Annotated in this window: 18 protein-coding genes; 12 read left to right on the top strand and 6 right to left on the bottom strand. The window is 63.1% G+C overall.

Features of this window, described 5'->3' with window-relative positions:
* The first annotated feature begins 71 nt into the window (after positions 1–71).
* On the top strand, positions 72–608 hold the full coding sequence (def, locus tag HFRIS_RS06830) for a peptide deformylase (protein ID WP_006462550.1): 537 nt from the start codon (positions 72–74) through the stop codon (positions 606–608).
* A gap of 105 nt (positions 609–713) precedes the next feature.
* On the opposite strand, the gene cphA is transcribed toward def, so the two are convergent.
* A complete protein-coding gene (cphA, locus tag HFRIS_RS06825) occupies positions 714–3,287 on the bottom strand; it encodes a cyanophycin synthetase (RefSeq protein ID WP_006462549.1) in 2,574 nt (857 codons plus the stop codon).
* Between the two features lie 75 nt (positions 3,288–3,362).
* Positions 3,363–5,561 carry a cyanophycin synthetase gene (locus tag HFRIS_RS06820; RefSeq protein ID WP_006462548.1) on the bottom strand — a complete coding sequence of 733 codons (2,199 nt, stop codon included), beginning with the start codon at positions 5,559–5,561 and terminating at the stop codon, positions 3,363–3,365.
* Between the two features lie 661 nt (positions 5,562–6,222).
* On the opposite strand from HFRIS_RS06820, the gene HFRIS_RS06815 reads away from it, so the two are divergent.
* Positions 6,223–8,499, top strand: coding sequence for a cyanophycin metabolism-associated ABC transporter (locus HFRIS_RS06815; protein WP_006462547.1), 2,277 nt, complete (start codon positions 6,223–6,225; stop codon positions 8,497–8,499).
* A 4-nt stretch (positions 8,500–8,503) separates the two neighbouring features.
* Positions 8,504–8,989 (top strand): cyanophycin metabolism-associated DUF1854 family protein, encoded by a 486-nt coding sequence (locus HFRIS_RS06810; RefSeq protein WP_006462546.1) that lies wholly within the window; start codon positions 8,504–8,506, stop codon positions 8,987–8,989.
* A gap of 85 nt (positions 8,990–9,074) precedes the next feature.
* Here HFRIS_RS06810 and HFRIS_RS06805 read toward each other — a convergent pair whose 3' ends face one another.
* The 4 genes from HFRIS_RS06805 to HFRIS_RS25185 form a co-directional block, all read right to left on the bottom strand.
* Positions 9,075–9,821: a pseudouridine synthase gene (locus HFRIS_RS06805; protein ID WP_039874775.1), complete on the bottom strand. Its 747-nt coding sequence runs from the start codon at positions 9,819–9,821 to the stop codon at positions 9,075–9,077.
* 109 nt (positions 9,822–9,930) lie between these two features.
* A complete protein-coding gene (locus HFRIS_RS06800) occupies positions 9,931–12,483 on the bottom strand; it encodes a [protein-PII] uridylyltransferase (RefSeq protein WP_006462544.1) in 2,553 nt (850 codons plus the stop codon).
* Between the two features lie 154 nt (positions 12,484–12,637).
* Positions 12,638–13,462 carry a type I methionyl aminopeptidase gene (gene map / locus HFRIS_RS06795; protein ID WP_006462543.1) on the bottom strand — a complete coding sequence of 275 codons (825 nt, stop codon included), beginning with the start codon at positions 13,460–13,462 and terminating at the stop codon, positions 12,638–12,640.
* Positions 13,463–13,478: 16 nt separating this feature from the next.
* On the bottom strand, positions 13,479–13,802 hold the full coding sequence (locus HFRIS_RS25185) for a hypothetical protein (RefSeq protein ID WP_152486651.1): 324 nt from the start codon (positions 13,800–13,802) through the stop codon (positions 13,479–13,481).
* Here HFRIS_RS25185 and rpsB point away from each other — a divergent pair.
* From rpsB to bamA, 9 genes are all read left to right on the top strand, one after another.
* On the top strand, positions 13,801–14,541 hold the full coding sequence (rpsB, locus tag HFRIS_RS06790; RefSeq protein WP_006462542.1) for a 30S ribosomal protein S2: 741 nt from the start codon (positions 13,801–13,803) through the stop codon (positions 14,539–14,541). The two genes, HFRIS_RS25185 and rpsB, sit on opposite strands and share 2 nt — an antisense overlap.
* Before the next feature lie 137 nt (positions 14,542–14,678).
* Positions 14,679–15,566, top strand: a complete 888-nt coding sequence (gene tsf / locus HFRIS_RS06785) for a translation elongation factor Ts (RefSeq protein WP_006462541.1) — start codon at positions 14,679–14,681, stop codon at positions 15,564–15,566.
* Between the two features lie 315 nt (positions 15,567–15,881).
* The gene (gene pyrH / locus HFRIS_RS06780) at positions 15,882–16,598 is read left to right on the top strand and encodes a UMP kinase (RefSeq protein ID WP_006462540.1); all 717 of its coding nucleotides are present in this window, start codon (positions 15,882–15,884) and stop codon (positions 16,596–16,598) included.
* A gap of 116 nt (positions 16,599–16,714) precedes the next feature.
* Positions 16,715–17,275 (top strand): ribosome recycling factor, encoded by a 561-nt coding sequence (frr, locus tag HFRIS_RS06775; RefSeq protein WP_006462539.1) that lies wholly within the window; start codon positions 16,715–16,717, stop codon positions 17,273–17,275.
* A 199-nt stretch (positions 17,276–17,474) separates the two neighbouring features.
* Positions 17,475–18,233 (top strand): polyprenyl diphosphate synthase, encoded by a 759-nt coding sequence (gene uppS / locus HFRIS_RS06770; protein ID WP_077237119.1) that lies wholly within the window; start codon positions 17,475–17,477, stop codon positions 18,231–18,233.
* On the top strand, positions 18,233–19,060 hold the full coding sequence (locus tag HFRIS_RS06765; protein ID WP_006462537.1) for a phosphatidate cytidylyltransferase: 828 nt from the start codon (positions 18,233–18,235) through the stop codon (positions 19,058–19,060). Before uppS ends, HFRIS_RS06765 begins: the two co-directional genes overlap by 1 nt.
* Before the next feature lie 26 nt (positions 19,061–19,086).
* The gene (gene ispC / locus HFRIS_RS06760; RefSeq protein WP_006462536.1) at positions 19,087–20,259 is read left to right on the top strand and encodes a 1-deoxy-D-xylulose-5-phosphate reductoisomerase; all 1,173 of its coding nucleotides are present in this window, start codon (positions 19,087–19,089) and stop codon (positions 20,257–20,259) included.
* The gene (rseP, locus tag HFRIS_RS06755; protein WP_006462535.1) at positions 20,256–21,629 is read left to right on the top strand and encodes an RIP metalloprotease RseP; all 1,374 of its coding nucleotides are present in this window, start codon (positions 20,256–20,258) and stop codon (positions 21,627–21,629) included. Before ispC ends, rseP begins: the two co-directional genes overlap by 4 nt.
* Before the next feature lie 188 nt (positions 21,630–21,817).
* Complete coding sequence (gene bamA / locus HFRIS_RS06750; RefSeq protein WP_006462534.1) at positions 21,818–24,199, top strand: outer membrane protein assembly factor BamA; 2,382 nt, start codon at positions 21,818–21,820, stop codon at positions 24,197–24,199.
* Positions 24,200–24,214 lie beyond the last annotated feature (15 nt).

Here is a 24,214-nt window from a genome sequence, read left to right as displayed (position 1 = left end):
CCATGATGATGCCCTGATGTGCTCACACCCTGACGCCCGGCCCGACCGGGCGTCTTTCATGGAGAAAATGAATGGCGATACGCGAGATTCTCAAGATGGGTGACCCGCGCCTGCTGCGCCAGGCGCAGCCAGTGACCGAGTTCGGCACGCCCGAGCTGGCGCGGCTGGTCGATGACATGTTCGAGACCATGCGCGCCGTCAACGGTGCGGGACTGGCGGCGCCCCAGATCGGTATCGATCTGCAGCTGGTGATCTTCGGCTTCGGCCGCAACCAGCGCTATCCGGACGCCCCGGCCGTGCCCGAGACGGTACTGATCAACCCCATCCTGACGCCCCTGTCCGACCAGGAAGAGGAGGGCTGGGAGGGCTGCCTGTCGGTGCCCGGCATGCGCGGCGTGGTACCGCGCTGGAGCCGTCTGCGCTACCAGGGCGTGGACCAGAACGGCAAGCTGATCGACCGCACCGTGGAGGGCTTCCACGCCCGCGTGGTGCAGCACGAGTGCGACCATCTGCAGGGCATCCTGTACCCGATGCGCATTCGCGACTTCCGCCAGTTCGGCTTTACCGAAGTGCTGTTCCCCGAGCTGGACCCCAGTCAGGACGACTGAGTCCCGGTCTTGCGTTTGAGGCGGTCGTAAAAAAAGCATCCCGGCACGGCGCCGGGATGCTTTTTCGCTTTTTGCATGACCCGCCAGGCGGGTGTACGGTCGCGGTCAGTGGCTTTCCTTCACGCGGGCGTCGATGTGCGCCAGCGCCTCTTCCACCTGGTCGATCAGGATCAGGCACAGGTCACCCGGCTGCAGCGACGCCAGGGCGGTATCGATGGCGATGAATTCGCCGTCGATTTCCTTGATGTCGCTGGTGCGGCTGGCCTTTTCCAGACCCTGGCGCAGCAGGGCGATCACTTCTCCATCTTCACGGCCGCGCTGGCACTGGTCCTGATACAGCACCACCTCGTCGAAGGCATCGCCCAGCAGTTCGGTCTGGCGGGTGATGTCGACATCGCGCCGGTCACCGGCACCGCTGATGACCACCGAGCGACGCTTGGCGGGCATGCTGTCGACGGCCTTGATGAGGGCCTGGATGGCGTCCGGATTGTGGCCGTAGTCGGCGATCAGGGTGGCGCCCTTGTAATCGAACAGGTTGAAGCGGCCCGGTGCGGTGCCACTGTCGCTGATGAAGCTGGCCAGGGCGCCGGTGATCTGCTCCCAGTCCAGGTCCAGGGCCCATGCCGCGCCGACCGAAGCCATCACGTTCTCGACCTGGAAGCCGATGGCGCCGGCACGGGTCAGGGGGATGCCGGAGAGCTTCAGGCGTTTTTCGAAACTGCCCTGGGCGGCCACGATGGCGTCGCCATCGCGATAGACGATGCGATGGCCCTGGGCGCGATGGGTGGCCATGATGGGGTGGCTGGGATCGAGTGCGAAGAAGGTCACCGAACCGGGGCAGGAAGCGGCCATCTTGGCTACCATCGGATCAGCGGCATTGAGCACGGCCGTGCCGGTCGGTGCGACGTTCTCGACGATGACGCGCTTGACCACGGCCAGGTCTTCCACTGTGCTGATGTAGGACAGGCCCAGGTGGTCGCCCATGCCGATGTTGGTGACCACGGCCACGGCGCAGCGATCGAAGCCCAGGCCTTCACGCAGCACGCCGCCACGTGCGGTTTCCAGCACGGCCGCATCGACTTCCGGGTGGAACAGCACGTTGCGGGCGCTGCGCGGGCCGCTGCAGTCGCCGGTGTCGGTGCGCAGGCCGTCGATGTAGACGCCATCGGTATTGGTCATGCCCACGCGCAGGCCGGTCTTGGCCAACAGATGGGTGATCAGGCGCACGGTGGTGGTCTTGCCGTTGGTACCGGCCACGGCCACCACGGGGATGCGGCCGTCGTCGCCGTCTTCGTACATGGTCGAGACGATGGCTTCGCCGACATCGCGCGCCTTGCCGTAGGAGGGCGAGAGATGCATGCGCAGGCCTGGCGCGGCATTGACTTCGACGATGCCGCCGCCTTGCTCTTCCAGCGACATGTGTACCGAGTTGCAGACCACGTCCACGCCGCAGATGTCCAGCCCCACCATCTGGGCCGCCGCAATGGCGCGTGCCGCCACGTCGGGATGGACGTCGTCGGTGACATCGGTGGCAGTGCCGCCGGTGGACAGGTTGGCGTTGTTGCGCAGGACCACGCGCACCCCTTGGGCGGGGATGGATTCGGGTTCCAGGTTCTGGCCAGAGAGCACCGACAGGGCGATGTCGTCCAGGCGGATCTTGGTCAGCGAGGTGGCGTGGCCATCGCCGCGCAGCGGGTCGGCGTTGACCTGGTCGATCAGCTGGCGGATGGTGTGCACACCATCGCCGATGACTTGCGGCGGGTCGCGGCGGGCAGCCGCCACCAGGGTCTTGCCGATCACCAGCAGGCGGAAGTCGTGGCCGGGCAGATAGCGCTCGACGATCACTTCATCGCTGATCAGGGCGGCGTTGTTGAAGGCACGGGTGATCTGTTCCGGGGTGCTGATGTTGACGGCCACACCCTTGCCCTGGTTGCCGTCCAGCGGTTTGATGACCACGGCCGAACCGATTTCCTCGGCGGCCTTGAGCGCATCTTCGGCCGTGGTGACCACGCGGCCGTTGGGCACCGGCACACCAGCGGCGTGCAGCAGCATCTTGGTCAGGTCCTTGTCCTGGGCGATGGATTCGGCAATGGCGCTGGTGTTGCTGGTCTCGGCGGCCTGGATGCGCTTCTGACGGCTACCCCAGCCGAACTGCACCATGCTGCCCTGGGTCAGGCGGCGATAGGGAATGCCACGCTTGATGGCGGCATTGACGATGGAGCCGGTGGAGGGCCCCAGGCGGACATCTTCGTCCAGTTCGCGGATGCGGGTGAGCGCGGCGGTCAGGTCGAAGGGCGCATCAGCCTGGGCCGCCTGCACCAGTTCCAGCGCCAGGTCGAAGGCCAGGCGGCCGACTTCCTCTTCGCTGTATTCCACGACCACCTGGTAGATGCCGGTCTCGACGGTGGACACCGTGCGGCTGAAGGTCACCGGACAGCCGGCCTGCGATTGCAGGGCCAGGGCCGCGGCGGCCAGCGCGTGGGCCATCGACACCACCTGCTTGCCGCCATCGGGTTCGAGGAAGCCGATCTGCGGGAAGCGGGCGCGCAGGCGCAGTTCGAAGCCGGGCATGTCGTCGATGACGCGCTCGTGTTCCGGGCAGGAAACGATGGCTTCGATGGCAGTGTGTCTGCTCCAGAGATTGGGGCCGCGCAGGGCGCGAATGCGGGATACGTCCATGGACAAGTTTTCCTAGGTGTCTCTTGATCTTGAATCTGTCTGTCTTGCAGTGCGGATGCAGTCCAAGCCGATGGCTCAGGCCACCTGGCTCTTGAACTTCAGGCCTTGCTCTTCGGCCCGTTCGGTACCGAAGAGCTCGATGCCGGCGCGGATGACCTCGGGGCTGATACCCAGCGCCCAGGCTGCGCCCACGGCGGCCAGCACGTTCTCGACCTGGTAGGCGACGGCGCCGTTTTCGGTCAGCGGAATGGCATCCACCGAGCTGACCTTGCATTCGCGTTCACCGTCGGCCTGGATCAGGTCGCCATCGCGCAGGAACACGGCGCGGCCACCTTCCTTCAGATGGCCGACCAGCAGTTCGGAGGCCGGGTCGGTGCCGAAGAAGATCACTTCGCCATCGCACAGCTGGGCCATGTCCGCCACCAGCGGGTCGTCGGCATTGAGCACGGCCGCGCCATCGGGCAACACCAGGTCCACCTGGGTGCGCTTGACCTTGGTGGCGATCTGTTCGGCGTTCTCGATGTAGAACTCGGGCAGGCTGTCGTCGGGGTCGATGTTGGCGACCACGCCCACCAGGCAGCGGTCATAGGCCAGGCCTTCGGCCAGGATGGAGGCGCTGCCGTTCTCGAACACGGCGGCTTCCACCGCACGGTTCAACAGCACGCGGTGCGCGGCATCCCAGTTGGCGCGGTTGCCACGCTCGATCTGGCGTTCACCGAAGTACAGGCCATCGCCGCAGGCCAGGCCCACATGCTTGCCCGAGAGGTGCACGATGCGCGCGATCAGGCGCGAGATGGTGGTCTTGCCGTGGGTGCCGGTGACGCCGACGATGGGGATGCGACCGTTTTCTTCCGGGCCGAACAGGTTGTCGATGATGGCTTCGCCGACCGGACGCGGCTTGCCGTCGGAGGGCTTGAGATGCATCAGCAGGCCGGGGCCGGCATTGACCTCGACGATGGCACCGCCCTGATCGGCCAGCGGGCGCGAGATGTCTTCGGCCACGATGTCCACGCCGGCGATGTCCAGGCCGACGATGCGTGCGGCCAGCGAGGCGGCGGCGGCCACGCTGGGGTGGACCAGATCGGTGATGTCGGAAGAGACGTTGCCGTTGCGCAGCAGCAGGATGCGGCGGCCGGCGGCGGGGATCGACTCGGTGGTCAGGCCCTGGCGTTGCAGTTCCAGCGCGGCGGCCGGTTCGCGTTCCAGCAGCACCGGGTCCAGCAGGTGTTCTTCCAGCAGGCCACGACGCGGGTCGCGGTTCAGCTCGTCCAGCAGGTCCTGGACGGTGGACTTGCCATCGCCGACGATGAAGATGGGTTCGCCACGGGCGGCGGCGGCCAGCTTGCCGCCAACGATCAGCAGGCGGTGTTCCAGGCCCGGCACGAAGCGTTCGACCAGCACGCCGCTGCCTTCTTCCAGCGCGACCTTGTAGGCGGTCTCGATTTCCTCCCGGGTGTTCAGGTCGATGAAGACGCCGCGGCCATGGTTGGCGTCGCAGGGCTTGACCACCACCGGCAGACCGATGTCCTGGGCGGCCTCCCAGGCATCTTCCGGGCTCTCCACCAGCCGACCTTCAGGGACCGGCACGCCGCAGGTTTCCAGCAGCGACTTGGTCAGGTCCTTGTCGCGCGAAATGCCTTCGGCAATGGCGCTGGTCTGGTCGGATTCGGCGGTCCAGATGCGACGCGACTTGCAGCCGTGGCCCAGTTGCACCAGGTTGCCTTCGGACAGGCGGATGGTGGGGATGCGGCGCTCGTCGGCGGCGTCCACGATGCAGGCCGTGCTGGGGCCCAGGCACAGGCGGTCGACCATGCGGCGCAGCTTGGAGAGGGTGCCGTCGAGGTCGTAAGGACGGTCTTCGATGGCGGCCATCACCAGATCGCGGGCGGCGAAGAGGGCGGCGCGAGTGACAGTTTCATGGCGGGCGCGCACCACTACCTTGTAGACGCCGCGCACATTGGTTTCGCGGGCCTTGCCGAAGCCGCCGGGCAGGCCGGCCAGGTTCTGCAGTTCCAGGGTGACGTGTTCCAGGATGTGACCGGGCCAGGTGCCCTCGTGCAGGCGACGCACGAAGCCGCCGCGCTCTTCATAGCTGCAGCGGTGTTCGATCAGGGTCGGCAGCCAGGTGGTCAGGCGGTCCGGGAAGCCGGGAATGGTGTTGGAGGGGCAGTCTTCCAGTTCGCCGATATCGATCCACACTTCGAGAGCGGAACGGTAAGTCCAGATGTTCGGACCCTTGAGGTTCAGGAAACGGAGGAATTCGATATTTTTCATGTGTGGTTGGTGTGCCGCTGTGTTGGCCTAAGCCTGGATTGCCGAAGCTGCTGAAATTCTGAAATGCTGGAGCTTGTCCGTTTTGCCCATGCTGCCTGTACTGCAGATGCATTTGTCGTCGCCCTCAGGTGAAGCCCGGCGCAGACCGGTCAGCACTCTGTCAGAATAACGCATGGTTCACTAACGCGCAGGGCGGCGTTTGGTTTACTGGATACGACAGAACGACCCTGGATTTTCTTGTCGGGAAGAACGCTGGCGGCCTGGCCCCGATCCGGGAGACCGCTCAAATGGGCGCAGAAAGGGCATAAAAGTCATCTGTATGCTGATGCTGGGGGATGGGAAGTGAACGATATTGTCGCAGACTGTTTCTCCCCGTGGCACGCCTGGCGCAAAAAACGCGGCGCTCAGGTGCTTCCGGCATTCGCATTTGGCGGGAAAATTGTGCTGAATCTCTGCTCTGGTGCACCGTTTTGCCGGTTCTCGCGTTATCGGGTGAAGCTTGTCGCCTATCCGGGGTGCGCGACGCAGGCAGGGGCTGCGGGGCGCTGCGCTATAATCGCGCGCTGCTCGCCGCTGAGGCGTTGCAAGCGGTCCGGCGAGACCTGCTCATCCATAAAACAATAGCCAAACAGCTCACTTCGGGCCTCAACGTTGCCGTTACATGACTACTGACTCACATCCTTCCGCGACCGCCAGCCTGCCCGAGCGCTGGCAAACGGAAACTGCTGCCCGCCTGGCGCCCGGCGAAGCCGTGCTGGCCTGGCTGGAGCTGGACCTGGACGCCCAGCTGCAATTCTCCCGCTCTTTGGTGCTGGCGACCGAACGCCGCCTGCTCTCCAGCTCTGCCGACGGTCGCGTCTGGCAGGAATGGACCTACGGGGCCGATCTGCAATTGAAGCACCACGACCACGCCGGCGTGGGCACGCTGGAACTGTGCGATGGCGCCGGCCGCCTGGCGGCCTGGCGCTACACGCTGGCGCAGAACCCGCAGGCGCTGCGCCTGATCAAGTTGTTCGAGCAGCAACGCGACCTGCTGGCCTCGGGCGTGCAGGTCGAGGAAGAGGGCGACGTCTGCCCGACCTGCAAGGCGGTCCTGCCGGAAGGCCAGGAAACCTGTGCCATCTGCCCCGAGACCAAGGAGGCGCCGCCGTCCACCTGGGCGCTGTTCCGCCTGTCGCGCTTTGCCAAGCCCTACAAGGGGTCGCTGCTGCTGGGCTTCCTGCTGACGCTGGCTTCGACGGCCGCCACGCTGGTGCCGCCCTACATGACCATGCCGCTGATGGACAATGTGCTGATCCCGTTCCAGAACGGCACGCCCATCGATACCCATCTGGCCACGCTCTATCTGTCGGGCCTGCTGGGCGCGGCGCTGCTGGCCTGGGGCCTGGGCTGGGCACGGACCTATATCCTGGCGCTGGTGTCCGAGCGCATCGGGGCCGACCTGCGCACCACCACCTATGCGCACCTGCTGCGGCTGTCGCAGGAATATTTCGGCGGCAAGCGGACCGGTGACCTGATGGCCCGCATCGGCTCCGAGACCGACCGCATCTGCGTCTTCCTTTCGCTGCACCTGCTGGACTTCGCCATCGATGTGCTGATGATCATCATGACGGCGGCCATCCTGATCTCCATCAATCCCTGGCTGGCGCTGGTGACTTTGTTGCCGCTGCCTTTCATCGCGTGGATGATCCATGTGGTGCGCGACCGCCTGCGCCACGGATTCGAGAAGATCGACCGCATCTGGTCTGAGGTGACCAACGTGCTGGCCGATACCATCCCCGGCATCCGCGTGGTCAAGGCCTTCGCCCAGGAAAAGCGCGAAGTGGCCCGTTTTCGCGAGGCCAACCGCCACAACCTGATGGTCAATGACCGGGTCAACAAGATCTGGTCGCTGTTTACGCCGACCGTCACCTTCCTGACCGAAGTGGGTCTGCTGGTGGTGTGGGTGTTCGGTATCTGGCAGGTCTCCAGCAACCAGATCACGGTGGGTGTGCTGACGGCCTTCCTGGCCTACATCAGCCGCTTCTACACGCGCCTGGATTCGATGAGCCGCATCGTGTCGGTGACCCAGAAGGCGGCCGCCGGCGCCAAGCGCATCTTCGACATCCTGGATCACGTCTCCAGCGTGCCGGAACCGGCCAACCCGGTGCACCTGGAGAAGGTGCAGGGTGCCATCGAAGTACGCAATATCGGCTTCCGCTACGGCAACCGCGCCGTGATCCGCAATATGAGCCTGTCGATTGCTCCGGGCGAGATGATCGGCCTGGTCGGACACAGCGGTTCGGGCAAGTCGACCATGGTGAACCTGATCTGCCGCTTCTACGATGTCTCCGAAGGGGCGATCCGCATCGATGGCGTGGATATCCGTTCGCTGCCGATTTCCGAATACCGTCGCAACATCGGGTTGGTGTTGCAGGAGCCTTTCCTGTTCTTCGGCACGATTGCCGAGAACATTGCCTACGGCAAGCCCGAGGCCACCCGCGAGGAAATCATCGCTGCCGCCCGTGCCGCCCACGCCCACGAATTCATCCTGCGCCTGCCGCAGGGTTACGACTCGCTGGTCGGCGAACGCGGGCAGGCGCTGTCGGGCGGCGAGCGCCAGCGCATCTCGATTGCGCGGGCGCTGCTGATCGATCCGCGCATCCTGATCCTGGACGAGGCCACTTCCTCGGTCGATACCACCACCGAAAAGGAAATCCAGAAAGCCCTGGACAACCTGGTGCAGGGCCGGACCACGATCGCCATTGCCCACCGCCTGTCCACGCTGCGCAAGGCCGACCGTCTGGTGGTGCTGGATCGCGGCCAGGTGGTCGAGGTCGGCAACCATGAAGAACTGATGGCCCGCGAAGGGCATTACTACAGGCTCTACCAGGCGCAGGCGCGCAACCCGGACGGGGATGCCGAGGTGTCGGTGAGCGACGAAGAGAAGGGCGATTGAAGCCATGACGACCACCACTATTGCCCAGCCGTCCTGGCAACTGCAACGCAACAGCTTCGGCCGCCTGGTGCTCACCGATGTCGATGGTGTGGCCCATGAGAACGTGATCCCGGTGCGTGCCTTTCCCGTCTCCGCGCCGGATCACGGCCTGTCGCTGGTCAGCAGCGATGGCCATGAACTGGCCTGGATCGATACGCTGGATGAGCTCGCCGGAAACGCGCGCAAGCTGATCGAGGAAGAACTGGCCAGCCGCGAATTCATGCCCGAGATCGAGCGTATCGTCAGTGTCTCGACCTTCGCCACGCCCAGCGACTGGACCGTACAGACCACCCGTGGCACCACGACCTTCACCCTCAAGGGGGAGGAGGATATCCGTCGCCTGGCGGCACCGGCGCTGTTGATTGCCGACAGCCATGGCATCCAGTTCCTGATCCGTGACCAGAAGGCGCTGGACAAGCATAGTCGCAAGATCCTGGATCGTTTCCTCTGATCCTTTTTCCCTGTTTTGCTGGAAAAAGCAACGGCCCTGATGTTGAGTCAGGGCCGTTCTCGTTTGCGGGTAGTGATCTGAACTTCTAGAACTTTTCGTCAGGCCGCAGGTAGCGCCATTGTCCCACCGGCAGGTCGCCCAGTTTGACGCCGCCGATGCGCACGCGTTTCAGGCCGATCACCTTCAGTCCCACCATGTCGCACATGCGGCGGATCTGGCGCTTCTTGCCTTCGCGCAGGGTGAAGCGCAACTGGTCTTCGTTCTGCCAGGCCACCTTGGCCGGACGCAGCGGCTTGCCGTCCATGATCAGGCCGTGGTTCAGGCGCTTGAGATCGGATTCGGGCAGCTTGCCGGGGCGGGTGTATTGCACCCGCACCAGATATTCCTTGTCGACCGCCGAATCTTCGCCGATCAGTTGCTTGGCGATGCGGCCGTCCTGGGTCAGCACCAACAGACCGACGGAGTCGATGTCCAGTCGCCCGGCCGGTACCAGGCTCTTCAGCTGGCGCGGATGGTAGCGCATGTCGGTCTGGTCTTCGACCCAGCGGGATTGCTCGTTGACCAGCACCACGGCGGGCTTGTAGCCGTCCTCGGCCTGGCCGCTGACATAGCCCATGGGCTTGTTGAGCAGGATGGTCACGCGCTGCGCCTGTTCGGCGCTGGCCTGGCGTTCCACGGTCACCTTCTGGTGCGGCAACACCTTGCTGCCCAGTACCGATACCACCACGCCATCGACCCGCACCCAGCCCTTTTCTATCCATTCGTCGGCCTCGCGGCGCGAGCACAGGCCGAGTTCGGACATGCGTTTGGAAAGTCGTACGGGTTCAGTCATGGGAATTGCCTTGCGAAAAACGGGGAGCCGGCCAGCGGCGAGGGTGAGATTGTAAGGCCGGCAGGGCCGGCGCGCCAGACTGGCGGCGGCCCTGCCGGTACCGGCGAGGTCAGATGCGCAGGGTCTGCAGCAGTTCGGTTTCCAGCAGGATCTGGTTGCGCGGCTGGGACAGCCCGGGGCCGTCGATCAGGAACACGTCTTCCACCCGCTCGCCCAGGGTCATCACCTTGGCGGTGTGCAGGTTGATCCGGTACTTGGCCAGGACGTTGGAGATCGAATACAGCAGACCGGCGCGGTCATTGGCGGAGACCGACAGCAGGTAGTACTGGCCGCGTTCGTCCGGGCGCAGGTCCACCGAGGGATTGACCGGGAAGGTGCGCGACAGCCGCGACAGGCGGGCCTTGGATGGCGGCGGCAGCGGCTGCTCCGACTGCAGCAGGGCGCCCAGTTCGTGTTCGATCAGGTTGATGATGTCGCGGTAGTTCTTGGCGAACACCGGGGCATTGATCAGGAAGGCATCCAGTGCGTAGTTGTTGCGGGTGGTGTGGATCTTGGCGTCGAAGATGCTGAAGCTTTTTTCATCGAAGTAGCTGCAGATGCGCGCGAACAGGTCGGGGCGGTCGGGCGTGTAGACCGCTACCTGCACGCCTTCGCCGATGGGCGCCAGGCGGCAGCGCACCAGCGGCACCCCGGTATCTACCTTGTCGTAGAAACAGCGCGTCTGCCAGGCGATGTCGGAGGCGTCGTGGCGCAGGAAGTAGGCCACATCCAGTTGCTTCCAGAGCTGTTCGTGGGCGTCGGCCGGCAGACCGTAAAGGCGCAGCGTCTTGATGGCTTCCTGCTGGGTGTTCTTGAGCTCACGGTCGGCCGAGGGCGCTTCGCCGCCCAGCACGCGCAGGGTCATGCGGTAGAGGTCTTCCAGCAGCTTGCCCTTCCAGGCGTTCCATACCTTCGGGCTGGTGCCGCGGATGTCGGCCACGGTCAGCAGGTAGAGAGCGGTCAGGTGACGTTCGTCCTTGACCAGCTGGGCGAAGGCGGTGATGACGTCGGGGTCGGACATGTCCTGCTTCTGCGCCACATGCGACATGGCCAGATGCTGTTCGACCAGGAACACGATGAGCTCGGTATTCTCTTCGGAGATGCCATGCTGCAGGCAGAAGGCCCGCGCATCGGCCATGCCCAGCTTGGAGTGATCACCGCCGCGCCCCTTGGCGATGTCGTGGAACAGCGCGGCGACGTACAGCACCCAGGGCTGGCCGAAGTTGGCCATCAGCTGGCTGCAGAAGGGGTATTCGTGGGCATGCTCGCTCATGGTGAAGCGGCGTACGTTGCGCACTACCATCAGGATGTGCTGATCCACCGTGTAGACGTGGAACAGGTCATGCTGCATCTGTCCGACGATCTGGCGGAAATTCGGCAGGTAGCGACCCAGCACGCTGGTGGCGTTCATTCCGCGCAGGGCATGGGTGATGCCGCGCTTGCTCTGGATGATCTGCATGAACAGACGATGATTTTGCGGATCGTTGCGGAAGGCATTGTCGATCTTGAAGCGCGCATGCCACAGCGCGCGCATGGTGCGGGCCGACATGTCCTTGAGCTCGGGATGCTCGGAGAGCACCAGGAACACCTCCAGCATGGCCGAGGGGGTGTCTTCGAAGACCTTGTCGTGGGCGATGTCGAGGAAGCCGTTGACCTCGTTGAAACGCTCGTTGATCTGGCGTGGCACCGCCTGCTGCGGGAACAGGTGGGCCTCGATGTTCTGCAGCAGGATGGTATTCAACTGGGTCACCGCCTTGGCGGCCCAGTAGTAGCGCTGCATCAGGTATTCGCTGGCGCGGCGGGTATCGGTGGTCTTGAAGCCGAAGGTTTCGGCCAGTTGGGTCTGGATGTCGAACACCAGCCGGTCTTCGCGGCGGTCGGTGAGGATGTGCAGACGGATGCGGATATCCTTGAAGGCGCGTTCCTTCTGGCGCAATTGTCGTGCCTCGGTAGAGGTCAGCATGCCGTGCTCGGCCAGTTCGCCCCAGGAATTGCCCAGACCGGCCGCCTTGGCCACCCACAGGATCACCTGCAGGTCGCGCAGCCCGCCGGGGCTTTCCTTGCAGTTGGGTTCCAGGCTGTAGGGGGTATCTTCATATTTCACGTGGCGCTGGCGCATTTCCAGGGTCTTGGCCTGGAAGAAGGCCAGCGGGTCGAGCGCGGCGTGGTAGCGCTCCTGCAGGCGCTTGAAGAGGGCCCGGTTGCCGGTGACCAGGCGCGCTTCCAGCAGGCTGGTCTGGACCGTGATGTCGGCCGCCGATTCGTCCAGGCATTCGTCGATGGTGCGGATGCTGTGGCCGATTTCCAGGCCGATGTCCCAGAACAGTTGCACCAGCGATTCCAGCTTTTCCTTCTTGGCGGCGTCCGGTGCCTGGTCCAGCAGGATCAGTACATCCACGTCCGAATGCGGGAACAGTTCGCCACGGCCATAGCCACCCACGGCCACCAGCGCGGCATTGCCGGACATGCCCAGTTCTTCCCAGGCCTGGGTCAGCGCTTCATCGACATTGCGGCGCAATTGCGCCAGCAGTTGCTCGGTCTTGTGATTGGACTGGAACACATCGATGGCTTGCTGGCGCGCGGCCTTGAGCTGTTTCTTGAGCGTGATGGCGAGAGTGGGCATCGGTGGATTCGATCAAAGGAGGCAGGGCGCCGGGGTAGCGCCAACAACGGACGGGGCCGCATCCCCATGCGGCCCCGAGCCCTTAGCAGGTTTCATGCCGGAAACTGCGGGCGGGGCAGCTGGCGTCACCGTTGCTTGCCCCGCCATCATTCGCTCAGGCCGCGGCAGCGACCTGGTTCTGGATGAAGGCCGGCGGCGCCGGCATGCCCGGCGACACGGTCAACACCTCGAAACCGGTCTCGGTGACCAGGACGGTGTGTTCCCACTGCGCCGACAGGCTGCGGTCCTTGGTCTTGATGGTCCAGCCGTCACCCATCTCGCGGATTTCGCGGCGGCCGGCGTTGATCATGGGTTCGACGGTGAAGATCATGCCGGCTTCCAGCTTTTCCAGGGTGCCGGGGCGGCCATAGTGCAGCACCTGCGGCTCTTCGTGGAAGACCTTGCCGATGCCGTGGCCGCAGAACTCGCGCACCACGCTATAGCCGGCCTTTTCGGCGTGCTGCTGGATGACGTGGCCGATGTCGCCCAGATGGGCGCCCGGCTTGATCTTGGAAATGCCCAGCCACATGCATTCGTAGGTGATCTCGGTGAGGCGGCGCGCCAGGATGGAGGGCTCGCCCAGGAAGAACATGCGGCTGGTGTCGCCGTGGTAGCCGTCCTTGATGATGGTGACGTCGATGTTGAGCACGTCGCCGTTCTTCATCACCTTGTCGCCGGGGATGCCGTGGCAGATCACGTCATTGAGCGAGGTGCAGATGGCTTTGGGGTAGGGGGTGTAGCCGGGAGGGCAGTAATTGAGCGGAGCCGGGATGCTGCCTTGTACATTGGTCATGTACTCGTGGCAGAGGCGGTCGATCTCGCCGGTGGTCACGCCGGGCTTCACGAAGGGGGTGATGTAGTCCAGCACCTCGGCGGCCAGGCGGCCGGCCACGCGCATGCCTTCGATGTCTTCGGCGGTCTTGATGGTGATATTGCCCATGATGAATCGCAATTCGCTAGAAAATCGTCAAGTCGGGATTATAGACGACGAGGGTGTTTTCTGTTTTGCCGGCCATGGTGGCGGGCTGGATGGCAATTCGGGGTGATTTGCGGCGAATTGACGTGCTACTTGAACAAAAGGGCGGGGTCGAGTAGAATGCCGGGCTGATCTGAAACCTCGGGTCGGTTGCCGGAATCGGTGTGCGGAATGAATCTTCATATCTTTTTGGCAATATGTGTTGTAAATCTTTTTGAAACGCGAATCCGTTCGCTAAAAGGGTGTCTGGCTGCATGAGCCGGATGACCGAGCGGATTCCAGACCTAACCCTGGAGAAATTCATGTCCGTTACCATGCGCGAAATGCTGGAAGCCGGTGTCCACTTCGGTCACCAAACCCGCTTCTGGAACCCCAAGATGGCCCCCTTCATCTTCGGTCACCGCAACAAGATTCACATCGTCAACCTGGAAAAGACCCTGGGCATGTACCAGGAGGCGCAGAAGTACGTGCGTCAACTGTCGTCCAACCGCGGCACCATCCTGTTCGTCGGCACCAAGCGCCAAGCGCGTGAAATCCTGGCCGCTGAAGCGCAACGTGCTGGCGTGCCTTACGTCGATCAGCGCTGGCTGGGCGGCATGCTGACCAACTTCAAGACCATCAAGACCTCGATCAAGCGTCTGAAGGACATGGAAGCAGCAGTCGAAGACGGTTCCGTCGAGAAGCTGTCCAAGAAGGAAGCCCTGCTGTTCAGCCGTGAACAGGAAAAGCTGCAGAAGGCCATCGGCGGCATCAAGGACATGGGTGGCATTCCTGACGCCATCTTCGTCATCGACGTCGGCTACCACAAGGGCGCCATCACCGAAGCCGCCAAGCTGGGCATCCCGGTCATCGGCGTGGTCGATACCAACCACTCGCCCGAAGGCGTCACCTACGTGATCCCGGGTAACGACGACTCCGCCAAGGCAATCGCACTGTACGCTCGCGGCATGGCTGACGCCGTGCTGGAAGGCCGTGCCAACGCCGTCAACGACGTGGTCGAAGCAGTCAAGGGCGATGAATTCGTCGAGGTCGAGCAGGCTTGATTCTGCTCTTCCGGTAGTACGGTAGTACAAAAAGGGGTGACAGCGGGTAGTGACGCAGTGGCCCCTTTTTTTTGATTCAATTTTCGAGTTTCAGGCATGCCGCAGGACGCGGGATGCCTCCAAGTCAGGAGAATAGTATGGCGGCAATTACCGCAGCAATGGTGGGCGATCTGCGCGCGAAGACCGACGCGCCGATGATGGAATGCAAGAAGGCGCTGACCGAAGCCGGTGGCGACATGGCCAAGGCGGAAGAGATTCTGCGCGTCAAGCTGGGCAGCAAGGCTTCCAAGGCCTCTTCCCGCATCACCGCAGAAGGCGTGATCTCGACCTACATCGCCGGCAACGTCGGCGCGCTGGTCGAGGTGAACTGCGAAACCGACTTCGTGACCAAGAACGACGAGTTCATCGGTCTGGTCGAAGCCGCTGCCAAGCTGGTGGTCGAGCAGAATCCGGCTGACGTGGCTGCCCTGGGCGCCTGCAAGCTGGCCGACGGCAAGACCCTGGAAGAACTGCGCACCGAACTGATCGGCCGCATCGGCGAGAACATGTCGTTCCGTCGCTTCCAGCGTTTCGAAACCAGCGGCAAGCTGGCTTCCTACCTGCACGGTACCCGTATCGGCGTGATCGTCGAGTTCGACGGTGCCGACGAGCAAGTGGGCAAGGACGTGGCCATGCACATCGCCGCCATGAAGCCGGTCGCCCTGTCGGCCGAGCAAGTGCCGGCCGACCTGATCGAGAAGGAACGCTCGGTCGCCGCCCTGAAGGCTGCCGAATCCGGCAAGCCGGCCGAGATCGTCGCCAAGATGGTGGACGGTTCGGTGCAGAAGTACCTGAAGGAAGTTTCCCTGTTCAACCAGGCTTTCGTGAAGAACGACAAGCAAAGCGTCGAACAGATGCTCAAGGCCGCCAACACGACCGTCAAGTCGTTCGCCATGTACGTGGTGGGTGAAGGCATCGAGAAGAAGCAAGACGACTTCGCCGCTGAAGTGGCTGCGCAAGTGGCTGCAGCGAAACAAGCTCAGTAAGCGTTGCAAGAAAAACGGGCCGAGAGGCCCGTTTTTTTAAGCCGGTCCCCGGGAACTTTCGGAGAAGGCTGCATCTATCCTCTGGGTCGGCTGCCGGGTGATCCGATGGCAGGTGCAGTGGACAGGCTGCAAGTAGCAATGGCAACAGCATGGAAGCAATGGCAGTCGTAGTGGCAATAGAGTAGGGCGCAGCAGTAACCCCCTCATGCGTTCGGGCTACATCCAGATGACGAAATCGCGCCGTTTCGTCGGGTGACAGCGAGTGCCGACGCGTCAACAAGCAATTCAACATCGGAAAGAACACGGAGCCCTGCAATGACAACACCTGCTTATAAGCGCGTACTCCTCAAACTCTCCGGCGAAGCACTGATGGGCGACGACGCCTACGGTATCAATCGCGCGACCATCGAACGCATGGTCGCGGATGTAGCAGAAATCAGCAAACTGGGCGTGGAACTGGCCATCGTGATCGGTGGCGGCAACATCTTCCGCGGCGTGGCGCCGGGCGCCCAGGGCATGGATCGTGCGACCGCCGACTACATGGGCATGCTGGCCACCGTCATGAACTCGCTGGCCCTGGCCGACGCGATGCGTCAGGCTGGCCTGACAGCCCGCGTGATGTCCGCCATCGGCATCGAACAGGTGGTCGAGCCCTATGTGCGCCCGAAGGCGCTGCAATACCTGGAAGAGGGCAAGATCGTGGTCTTCGCTGCCGGTACCGGCAACCCCTTCTTCACTACCGATACCGCCGCCGCCCTGCGTGGCTCGGAAATCGGCGCCCAGATCGTGCTCAAGGCCACCAAGGTGGACGGTGTCTACACCGCCGACCCCAAGAAGGACCCGGCCGCGACCCGCTACCAGTCGATTTCCTTCGACGAAGCCATCGCCAAGCATCTGCAGGTGATGGACGCGACCGCCTTCGCGCTGTGCCGTGACCAGAAGCTGCCGATCAAGGTGTTTTCCATCGTCAAGCCGGGCGCGCTCAAGAGCGTGGTCATGGGTGACGACGAGGGTACCCTCGTCCACGTCTGAGCCGTATTGCGGAACAGAAACCGGCCGCAGGCCGGTCATTCCCGTTTACAATGCCCCTCTTTCAGGCATTTGCCATCAAGAAAAGCCAAGTTATTGCACCAAGTTAGGAGAGCAGCATGAGTGTCGCTGACGTCAAGAAAAATACTGAACAGAAGATGGGTAAGTCCATCGAGACCCTGAAGGCCAACCTGGCCAAGGTCCGTACCGGCCGCGCCCATACCGGCCTGCTGGACCAGGTGATGGTCGATTACTACGGTTCGCCGACCGGCCTGTCGCAGGTCGCCAACCTGACCCTGATCGACGCCCGCACCATCGGTGTGCAGCCGTACGAGAAGAAGATGGTCGCTGCTGTCGAGAAGGCCATCCGTGAAGCCGACCTGGGCCTGAACCCGGCCACCCACGGCGAACTGATCCGCGTGCCGATGCCGCCGCTGACCGAAGAGCGCCGCAAGGAAATGGTCAAGCTGGTCAAGAGCGAAGCCGAAGATGCCAAGATCGCGGTGCGCAACATCCGCCGCGAAGGCAACGAAGGTCTGAAGAAGCTGGTCAAGGACAAGGTTGCCTCGGAAGATGACGAGCGTCGTGGCCAGGATGAAATCCAGAAGCTGACCGACAAGTTCGTCGCCGAAATCGACAAGCTGGTGGGCGACAAGGAAAAGGAAGTGATGACCGTATAGGTCGTTCGGCAGGCCCTATGCGCGACCGCACAGGTGGTCGCGCTGCACGAGAAGTCAAAGACAGCAAATGTGCAGGGCGCAGCGGGGAGCATTTCGCTTGGGGTAGGGCGCGCGCGGCTGGTTTGTCAAAGCGTCCGCGGCCCGTTACCATGAGGCGCTGCCCCGTTCCCCACGCACCGAAATGCACTAAATTATTTTCATGAAGCATCAAAGCTCAACTCTTGCGGTTCCGGATTCTTCCGCGGTCCCGCGCCATGTTGCCATCATCATGGACGGCAACGGTCGTTGGGCGACCAAGCGTTTCCTGCCGCGCGTGGCGGGGCATGCCAAGGGGGTGGACGCAGTACGTTCCATCGTCGAGGCCAGTGCCGAACGCGGCATCGAATTCCTGACCCTGTTTGCCTTCAGTTCCGAGAACTGGCGTCGGCCGGCCGATGAAGTGTCGGTGTTGATGCGCCTGTTCATGACCGTGCTGGAGCGCGAAGTGGGCAAGATGGCCAACAACGGCATCCGCCTCAAGATCGTCGGCGACATGAGCCGTTTCGATCCCAAGCTGCAGGAGATGGCCGCCAAGGCTGAGGCCCAAACTGCCGGCAACAGCCGTCTGACCCTGACTGTCTGCGCCAATTACGGTGGCCGCTGGGATGTCATGCAGGCGGTCTCGCGCATGGTCAAGGACAAGCCGGGCGTATCCGATTACACCGAAGAAGAGCTGGCACCCTATCTGGCCATGGCCTATGCCCCGGAGCCGGACCTGTTCATCCGCACCGGCGGTGAACAGCGCATTTCCAATTTCCTGCTGTGGCAACTGGCCTACAGCGAACTGTATTTCACCGAGACCTTCTGGCCCGACTTCGATGCCAAGGCGCTGGACGTGGCGATCGGGTCCTATCAACAACGCGAGCGCCGCTTCGGGCGCACCAGCGCCCAGGTGCTGGACCAGAAAAAGGCTTCCTGATGCTCAAGACGCGTGTCATCACAGCGTTGATCCTGCTGGCAATCCTGTTGCCGATCCTGTATTTCGGCTATTTCCCGGCCTTTGCCATGGCCGCGTTGGTGTTTTTCGCCGCCGGCGCCTGGGAATGTTTCCGCCTCTTCAAGAGCCCGCGTCCGACCTTGTGGGCAGTCGTGTGGACGCTGGTCTTCTGCGTGATCCTGTTCTTCAGCGGCCTGCCCAGCGTACGTCCGCTCTACGTGCTGTGCGTGCTGTTGTGGGCATTGCGGTTCGTGCCCGCCTTGGGGTTGGGCCTGCCCAAGGTCGAGGCCTTCGGCAATCGCCTGCTCAATGCGACATATATGCTGTCCATCCTCGGCTGCTTCGTGGCCATCGTGGATCTGTTCCAGCGTTCGCCGCTGTATCTGCTGTCGGTGATGGCGGTGGTGTGGGTGGCTGACATCGGCGCCTATTTCGCCGGCAAGGGTTTCGGTCGCCACAAGCTGGCGCCGACCATTTCTCCGGGCAAGTCCTGGGAAGGTGCCATCGGTGGCTGGCTGGCGGTGCTGGTGATTTCGGCCGCCGTGGCCATGTCCATGAGCGCGGGCGAGACCTTCCAGTATCACCTCTTCAACCGCTGGGGCTGGGCCGGTTTTGTCGGGGCCTTGAGCCTGATGGTGGTGGCCAGCGTGGTGGGCGACCTCTTCGAGTCGCAGCTCAAGCGGCGCGCCGGCATGAAGGACAGCAGCAATCTGCTTCCTGGTCATGGTGGCGTCCTCGACCGCATTGATGCACTCATCCCGGTGCTGCCCCTGGCGGCGCTGGTCGACCTCTGGCTGGCGGCTGCCTGAGCCGCCGCTTTCCTTCTGGAAATTCCATGCAGTCCATCAGCATTCTCGGTTCCACCGGCTCCATCGGCGTGTCCACGCTGGATGTGGTCGCCCGTCATCCGGACCGTTATCGCGTCCATGCCCTGAGCGCGCATGCGCGCGTGGCCGAACTGGCCGAGCAATGCCAGCGTTTTCGCCCGCAAGTAGCCGTGGTCGGTTCGGCCGAGGCGGCCACCGAGTTGCAGAAGCTCTTGCGTGCAGCCGATCTGCAGACCGAAGTGGCCTATGGACCGCGGGCCCTGTGCGATATCGCCGCCGCCGATGGTTGCGACATGGTCATGGCCGCCATCGTGGGCGCTGCCGGCCTGGCATCGACGCTGGCCGCCGCTCGTGCCGGCAAGAAGATATTGCTGGCCAACAAGGAAGCCCTGGTCATCTCCGGCCAGTTGCTGATGGACACGGTGGCTGCCCATGGTGCCAGCCTGCTGCCCATCGATAGCGAGCACAACGCCATTTTCCAGTGCCTGCCGGCGGATTACAGCCGCTCGATGCCGGCGCACGGCGTCGAGAAGATCCTGCTGACCGCCTCCGGCGGACCCTTCCTGAATCGCGATGTCAGCACGCTGGACCAGGTGACCGTGGAAGAAGCGGTGGCGCATCCCAAGTGGGTGATGGGGCGCAAGATCTCGGTGGATTCGGCCACCATGATGAACAAGGGCCTGGAAGTGATCGAGGCGCACTGGCTCTTTGGTGCGCCGGCCGACAAGATCGAGGTGGTGATCCACCCTCAAAGCGTGATCCATTCCATGGTGTCGTATGCCGACGGCTCGGTGCTGGCACAGTTGGGCAACCCCGACATGCGCACCCCGATTGCCAATGCGCTGGCCTATCCGGAGCGGATCGCCTCCGGCGTCGCCCCGCTGGACCTGGCGCAGATCGCGCAGCTGTCCTTCTCGGCGCCTGATTATCGGCGCTTTCCCTGCCTGAAACTGGCGTATGATGCCCTGCGAGCCGGTGGCACACTGGCGGCCATCCTCAATGCCGCCAACGAAGTTGCCGTGCAGGCCTTCCTGGACCGCCGCATCGGCTTCGGGAAGATCGCTCCCCTGATCCAAGAGGTCATGTCCGCCATCCCCAACCGCCAAGCCGACGATATCGCCGCCTTGCTGGAGCAGGACCGGCAGGCACGCACCCACGCCGAGGCCCTGATTTCACGATGACACTGCTGCATACCCTGATTGCTTTCTTTGTCGCCCTGGGCAGCCTGGTGGTGGTGCATGAACTGGGCCATTACCTGGTCGCCCGCTGGTGCGGGGTCAAGGTACTGCGTTTCTCGGTGGGCATGGGCCGGGTGATCTGGTCGCGGCGTTTCGGGCGTGATCAGACCGAGTGGGCGCTGTCGATCCTGCCGCTGGGCGGTTACGTCAAGATGCTCGATGCCCGCGAGCAACCACTGGAAGACATTTCCGAAGCCGATCTCAAACGCGAATTCACCCGGCAGTCGGTATGGCGCCGCATCGCCATCGTGGCGGCGGGGCCGATTGCCAATTTCCTGCTGGCCATCGTCCTGTTCGCCGGGCTCTACATGCATGGCGTACCCGAGCCGGTGCCGGTGCTGCGCGCCGCAGCCGAGCAAAGTGCGGCCTACCAGGCCGGCCTGCGCGCCGGTGACCGCATCACCGCCATCAATGGTGCACCGGTGCAGGTCTGGTCGGAGGTGCGCTGGAAGCTGATGCAGCTGGTGCTGGAGAAGGCTGATGCCCGTGTGGATGTGGAGCGTCCCAATCCGAATGGCAGCGGCAAGCTGCTCAACAGTGTGACCCTGCGTCTGGCCGGGATCGACAGCAATGAGCTGGAAGGCGATTTCCTGGGCAAGCTGGGCCTGGCCCTGGCGCGTCCACCGGCCGTGCTGGGCAAGATCATGGAGGGGCCGGCCAAGGTGGCCGGGCTGCAGAGCGGTGACCGCATCACCGCCATCGACGCGGTCCCGGTCCAGGATGGCCTGGCCTTTGTCGAAAAGGTCCGTGAATCGGCCGGCAAGCCGCTGCTGCTGGAAGGCGTGCGCGGCGGCAACCGCTTCGAGGTACGCGTGACCCCGGAAGCGATGGAGGAGGGCGACAGCGGCAAGCGCATCGGTCGCATCAAGGTGGAAGTGCCGCTGGCACCGGAGATGGCCACCGTCAGTGATGGCCCGCTGACGGCCTTGGCCAAGGGCGCACAGCGTACCTGGGATACCAGTGCGATGACCGTCAAGATGATCGGCAAGATGATCGTCGGCCAGGTTTCGCTGAAGAACATCACCGGCCCCATCACCATCGCCGACTACGCCGGGCAGACCGCGCGCGTGGGTCTGGTCAGCTATCTGAGCTTCCTGGCCTTCATCAGCATCAGCCTCGGCGTGATGAATCTCTTGCCGATCCCGGTTCTAGATGGCGGTCATTTGCTGTATTATGCGCTGGAGATTTTGACAGGACGGCCCGTTTCCGAACGGTTTGGGGAAATCGCGCAGCGTGCCGGCCTGGGTTTACTGATGGCGCTGATGCTCGTTGCCGCATTCAACGATATCGTGCGGCTGATGTTCCAAGGATGAATCCGGCCTGATGCCGGCCCCGGCGATACCAGCGGCGGGGCGGCGCGAAAGACCGGATTTTTTACATTTGCCGGCCAAGCCCGATGGCAGTTGTTAAGCAATTGGCAATGGATCTGGGATCCGTTTTCAATTCCTTACCAGCATCTTGTCAGGCAGTGTCACGGCGAAAAACTGTTGATGAACGATAGATGAAATTACACCCTGCGCAACATCCCATCCCGACCTTCTCCCGTCGCCTGATCGCCGCAGCCGCCTTTGCCCTGTGCTCCAGCCAGGCCATGGCGGTCACGCCCTTCGTGGTCAAGGATATCCGCGTCGAAGGCATCCAGCGTACCGAGGCCGGCACGGTCTTCAGCTACCTGCCGGTGCGCGTGGGCGACACGTTCAACGATGAAAAGGCCACTGCTGCCATCAAGGCGCTGTATGCCACCGGCTTCTTCCGCGATGTGCGCATCGAGGCTGAAGGGGACGTGCTGGTGGTGCAGGTGGTCGAACGTCCGGCCATCGCCAGCGTCGATTTCTCCGGCATCAAGGAGTTCGACAAGGAACAGCTGACCAAGGCGCTCAAGGAAATCGGCGTGGCCGAGTCGCGCATCTTCGACCGCTCCCAGGTCGATCGTGCCGAGCAGGAATTAAAGCGCCAGTACCTGTCGCGCGGCCTGTACGGCGCCAAGGTGTCCACCACCGTCACCCCGGTCGAGCGTAATCGCGTGGCGATTACCTTCTCGGTGGACGAAGGTGAAGTTTCCCGCATCAAGCAGATCAATTTCGTCGGCAACAAGGTGTTCTCCGACAGCACCCTGCGTGACCAGATCAAGCTGACCACCCCGGGCTGGTTCACCTGGTACACCAAGGCCGACCAGTATTCCAAGGAAAAGCTGCAGGGCGACATCGAGACCCTGCGCTCGTACTACCTGGATCGCGGCTATCTGGAAATGCAGGTCGAATCGACCCAGGTGTCGATCACGCCCGACAAGAAAGACATCTACATCACCGTCAACATCAAGGAAGGCGAGAAGTACACCGTCTCCGGCGTCAAGCTTGAAGGTGAGATGTTCGGCATGGAGCCGGAACTGTCCAAGCTGGTGCAGTTGAAACCGGGCGACGTCTATTCCGGCGCCAAGCTCACCGACAGCACCAAGAAGATCGGCGAGCGCCTGGGCAACTTCGGCTATGCCTTCGCCAACGTCAACGCCAACCCCAATGTCGATCGCGAAAAGAAGGAAGTCGCCTTCACCATCATGGTCGACCCGGGCAAGCGCGTCTACGTGCGTCACGTCAACATCGCCGGCAACACCAAGACCCGCGATGAGGTGATCCGCCGCGAATTCCGCCAGTTCGAGGATTCCTGGTACGACGGCGAAAAGATCAAGCTCTCGCGCGACCGCGTGGACCGTCTGGGCTACTTCAAGGAAGTCACCGTCGATACGCCCGAAGTGCCGGGTACCAGCGACCAGGTGGACCTCAACATGAAGGTCGAGGAAAAGCCGACCGGCAACATCATGGTCGGCGCCGGCTTCTCGCAGTCCGACAAGCTCAGCCTGACCGGCTCGATCTCGCAGGAAAACGCCTTCGGTAGCGGTAATACCGTGGGTATCGACATCAATACCAGCTCGCGCTATCGCACGATCTCGCTGTCGACCACCAATCCGTATTTCACCGATGACGGCATCAGCCGCACCTATGAAATCTACCTGCGCACGATTCGTCCCTCGGTCTATACGACCGGTGACTATCGCGTCAAGACGCTGGGTGGCAGCATCAAGTTCGGCGTGCCGTTCTCGGAACTGGATCGCGTCTTCTTCGGTATCGGCGTGGAAAACACCAACGTCAGCACCGACAGCACCAGCCCCTCGCTGTACCGCCAGTATGTGCGCGACTTCGGCGGCGCCGGCGCTGCGGGTTGCGATGTGACCGACGTCTCCTCGGGGGCAACGTGCGGTATCGGCAGCGCCCGTACCACCAGCATCCCGCTGACGGTGGCGTGGCAGCGTGATGGCCGCGACTCGGCACTGGTTCCGACTTCCGGCCGCTATCAGCGCGCCAACCTGGAAGTTTCGTACCTTGGTACCCTGAAGTACTACCGTGCGAGCTATCAGCACCAGTACTTCCAGCCTTTCTTCAGCAAGGCCGTGACCCTGGCCCTGAATGGCGAAGTGGACTACGGCCGTGGCATTGGCAGCAAGCCTTATCCGGTGTTCAAGAACTACTATGCCGGCGGTATCGGCACCGTGCGCGGCTACGAAGCGTCTTCGCTGGGTTCGCTGAAGGACCAGTACGGCGACTCCATGGGTGGCGCCTCGCGTCTGTACGGCAACGCCGAGTTGCAGTTCCCGTTCCCGGGTTCGGGCCAGGACCGTACGCTGCGCTGGTTCACCTTCTTTGACGGCGGCAACGTCTTCGCTGACGGCCAGAACATCAAGCTGAACGACCTGCGTTATTCGGCCGGCGTGGGTATCAGCTGGGTGTCACCGATTGGCCCTCTGAAGCTCAGCTTCGGTAAGCCATTGAACCTGAAGACGGGTGACAAGTCTCAAACCTTCCAGTTCCAACTGGGTACCGGCTTCTAAAGCGGTCATCATTGA

It is taken from the genome of Herbaspirillum frisingense GSF30 (assembly GCF_000300975.2).
In the GTDB taxonomy this organism is placed as follows: Bacteria; Pseudomonadota; Gammaproteobacteria; order Burkholderiales; family Burkholderiaceae_D; genus Herbaspirillum; species Herbaspirillum frisingense.
This window is presented reverse-complemented; position numbering and strand designations above follow the sequence as displayed.

Coding starts and splice junctions, on each gene's coding strand:
- def (WP_006462550.1), top strand. CDS start 72: ATGGCGATACGCGAGATTCTCAAGATGGGTGACCCGCGCCTGCTGCGC.
- cphA (WP_006462549.1), bottom strand. CDS start 3,287: ATGGACGTATCCCGCATTCGCGCCCTGCGCGGCCCCAATCTCTGGAGC.
- HFRIS_RS06820 (WP_006462548.1), bottom strand. CDS start 5,561: ATGAAAAATATCGAATTCCTCCGTTTCCTGAACCTCAAGGGTCCGAAC.
- HFRIS_RS06815 (WP_006462547.1), top strand. CDS start 6,223: ATGACTACTGACTCACATCCTTCCGCGACCGCCAGCCTGCCCGAGCGC.
- HFRIS_RS06810 (WP_006462546.1), top strand. CDS start 8,504: ATGACGACCACCACTATTGCCCAGCCGTCCTGGCAACTGCAACGCAAC.
- HFRIS_RS06805 (WP_039874775.1), bottom strand. CDS start 9,821: ATGACTGAACCCGTACGACTTTCCAAACGCATGTCCGAACTCGGCCTG.
- HFRIS_RS06800 (WP_006462544.1), bottom strand. CDS start 12,483: ATGCCCACTCTCGCCATCACGCTCAAGAAACAGCTCAAGGCCGCGCGC.
- map (WP_006462543.1), bottom strand. CDS start 13,462: ATGGGCAATATCACCATCAAGACCGCCGAAGACATCGAAGGCATGCGC.
- rpsB (WP_006462542.1), top strand. CDS start 13,801: ATGTCCGTTACCATGCGCGAAATGCTGGAAGCCGGTGTCCACTTCGGT.
- HFRIS_RS25185 (WP_152486651.1), bottom strand. CDS start 13,802: ATGAATTTCTCCAGGGTTAGGTCTGGAATCCGCTCGGTCATCCGGCTC.
- tsf (WP_006462541.1), top strand. CDS start 14,679: ATGGCGGCAATTACCGCAGCAATGGTGGGCGATCTGCGCGCGAAGACC.
- pyrH (WP_006462540.1), top strand. CDS start 15,882: ATGACAACACCTGCTTATAAGCGCGTACTCCTCAAACTCTCCGGCGAA.
- frr (WP_006462539.1), top strand. CDS start 16,715: ATGAGTGTCGCTGACGTCAAGAAAAATACTGAACAGAAGATGGGTAAG.
- uppS (WP_077237119.1), top strand. CDS start 17,475: ATGAAGCATCAAAGCTCAACTCTTGCGGTTCCGGATTCTTCCGCGGTC.
- HFRIS_RS06765 (WP_006462537.1), top strand. CDS start 18,233: ATGCTCAAGACGCGTGTCATCACAGCGTTGATCCTGCTGGCAATCCTG.
- ispC (WP_006462536.1), top strand. CDS start 19,087: ATGCAGTCCATCAGCATTCTCGGTTCCACCGGCTCCATCGGCGTGTCC.
- rseP (WP_006462535.1), top strand. CDS start 20,256: ATGACACTGCTGCATACCCTGATTGCTTTCTTTGTCGCCCTGGGCAGC.
- bamA (WP_006462534.1), top strand. CDS start 21,818: ATGAAATTACACCCTGCGCAACATCCCATCCCGACCTTCTCCCGTCGC.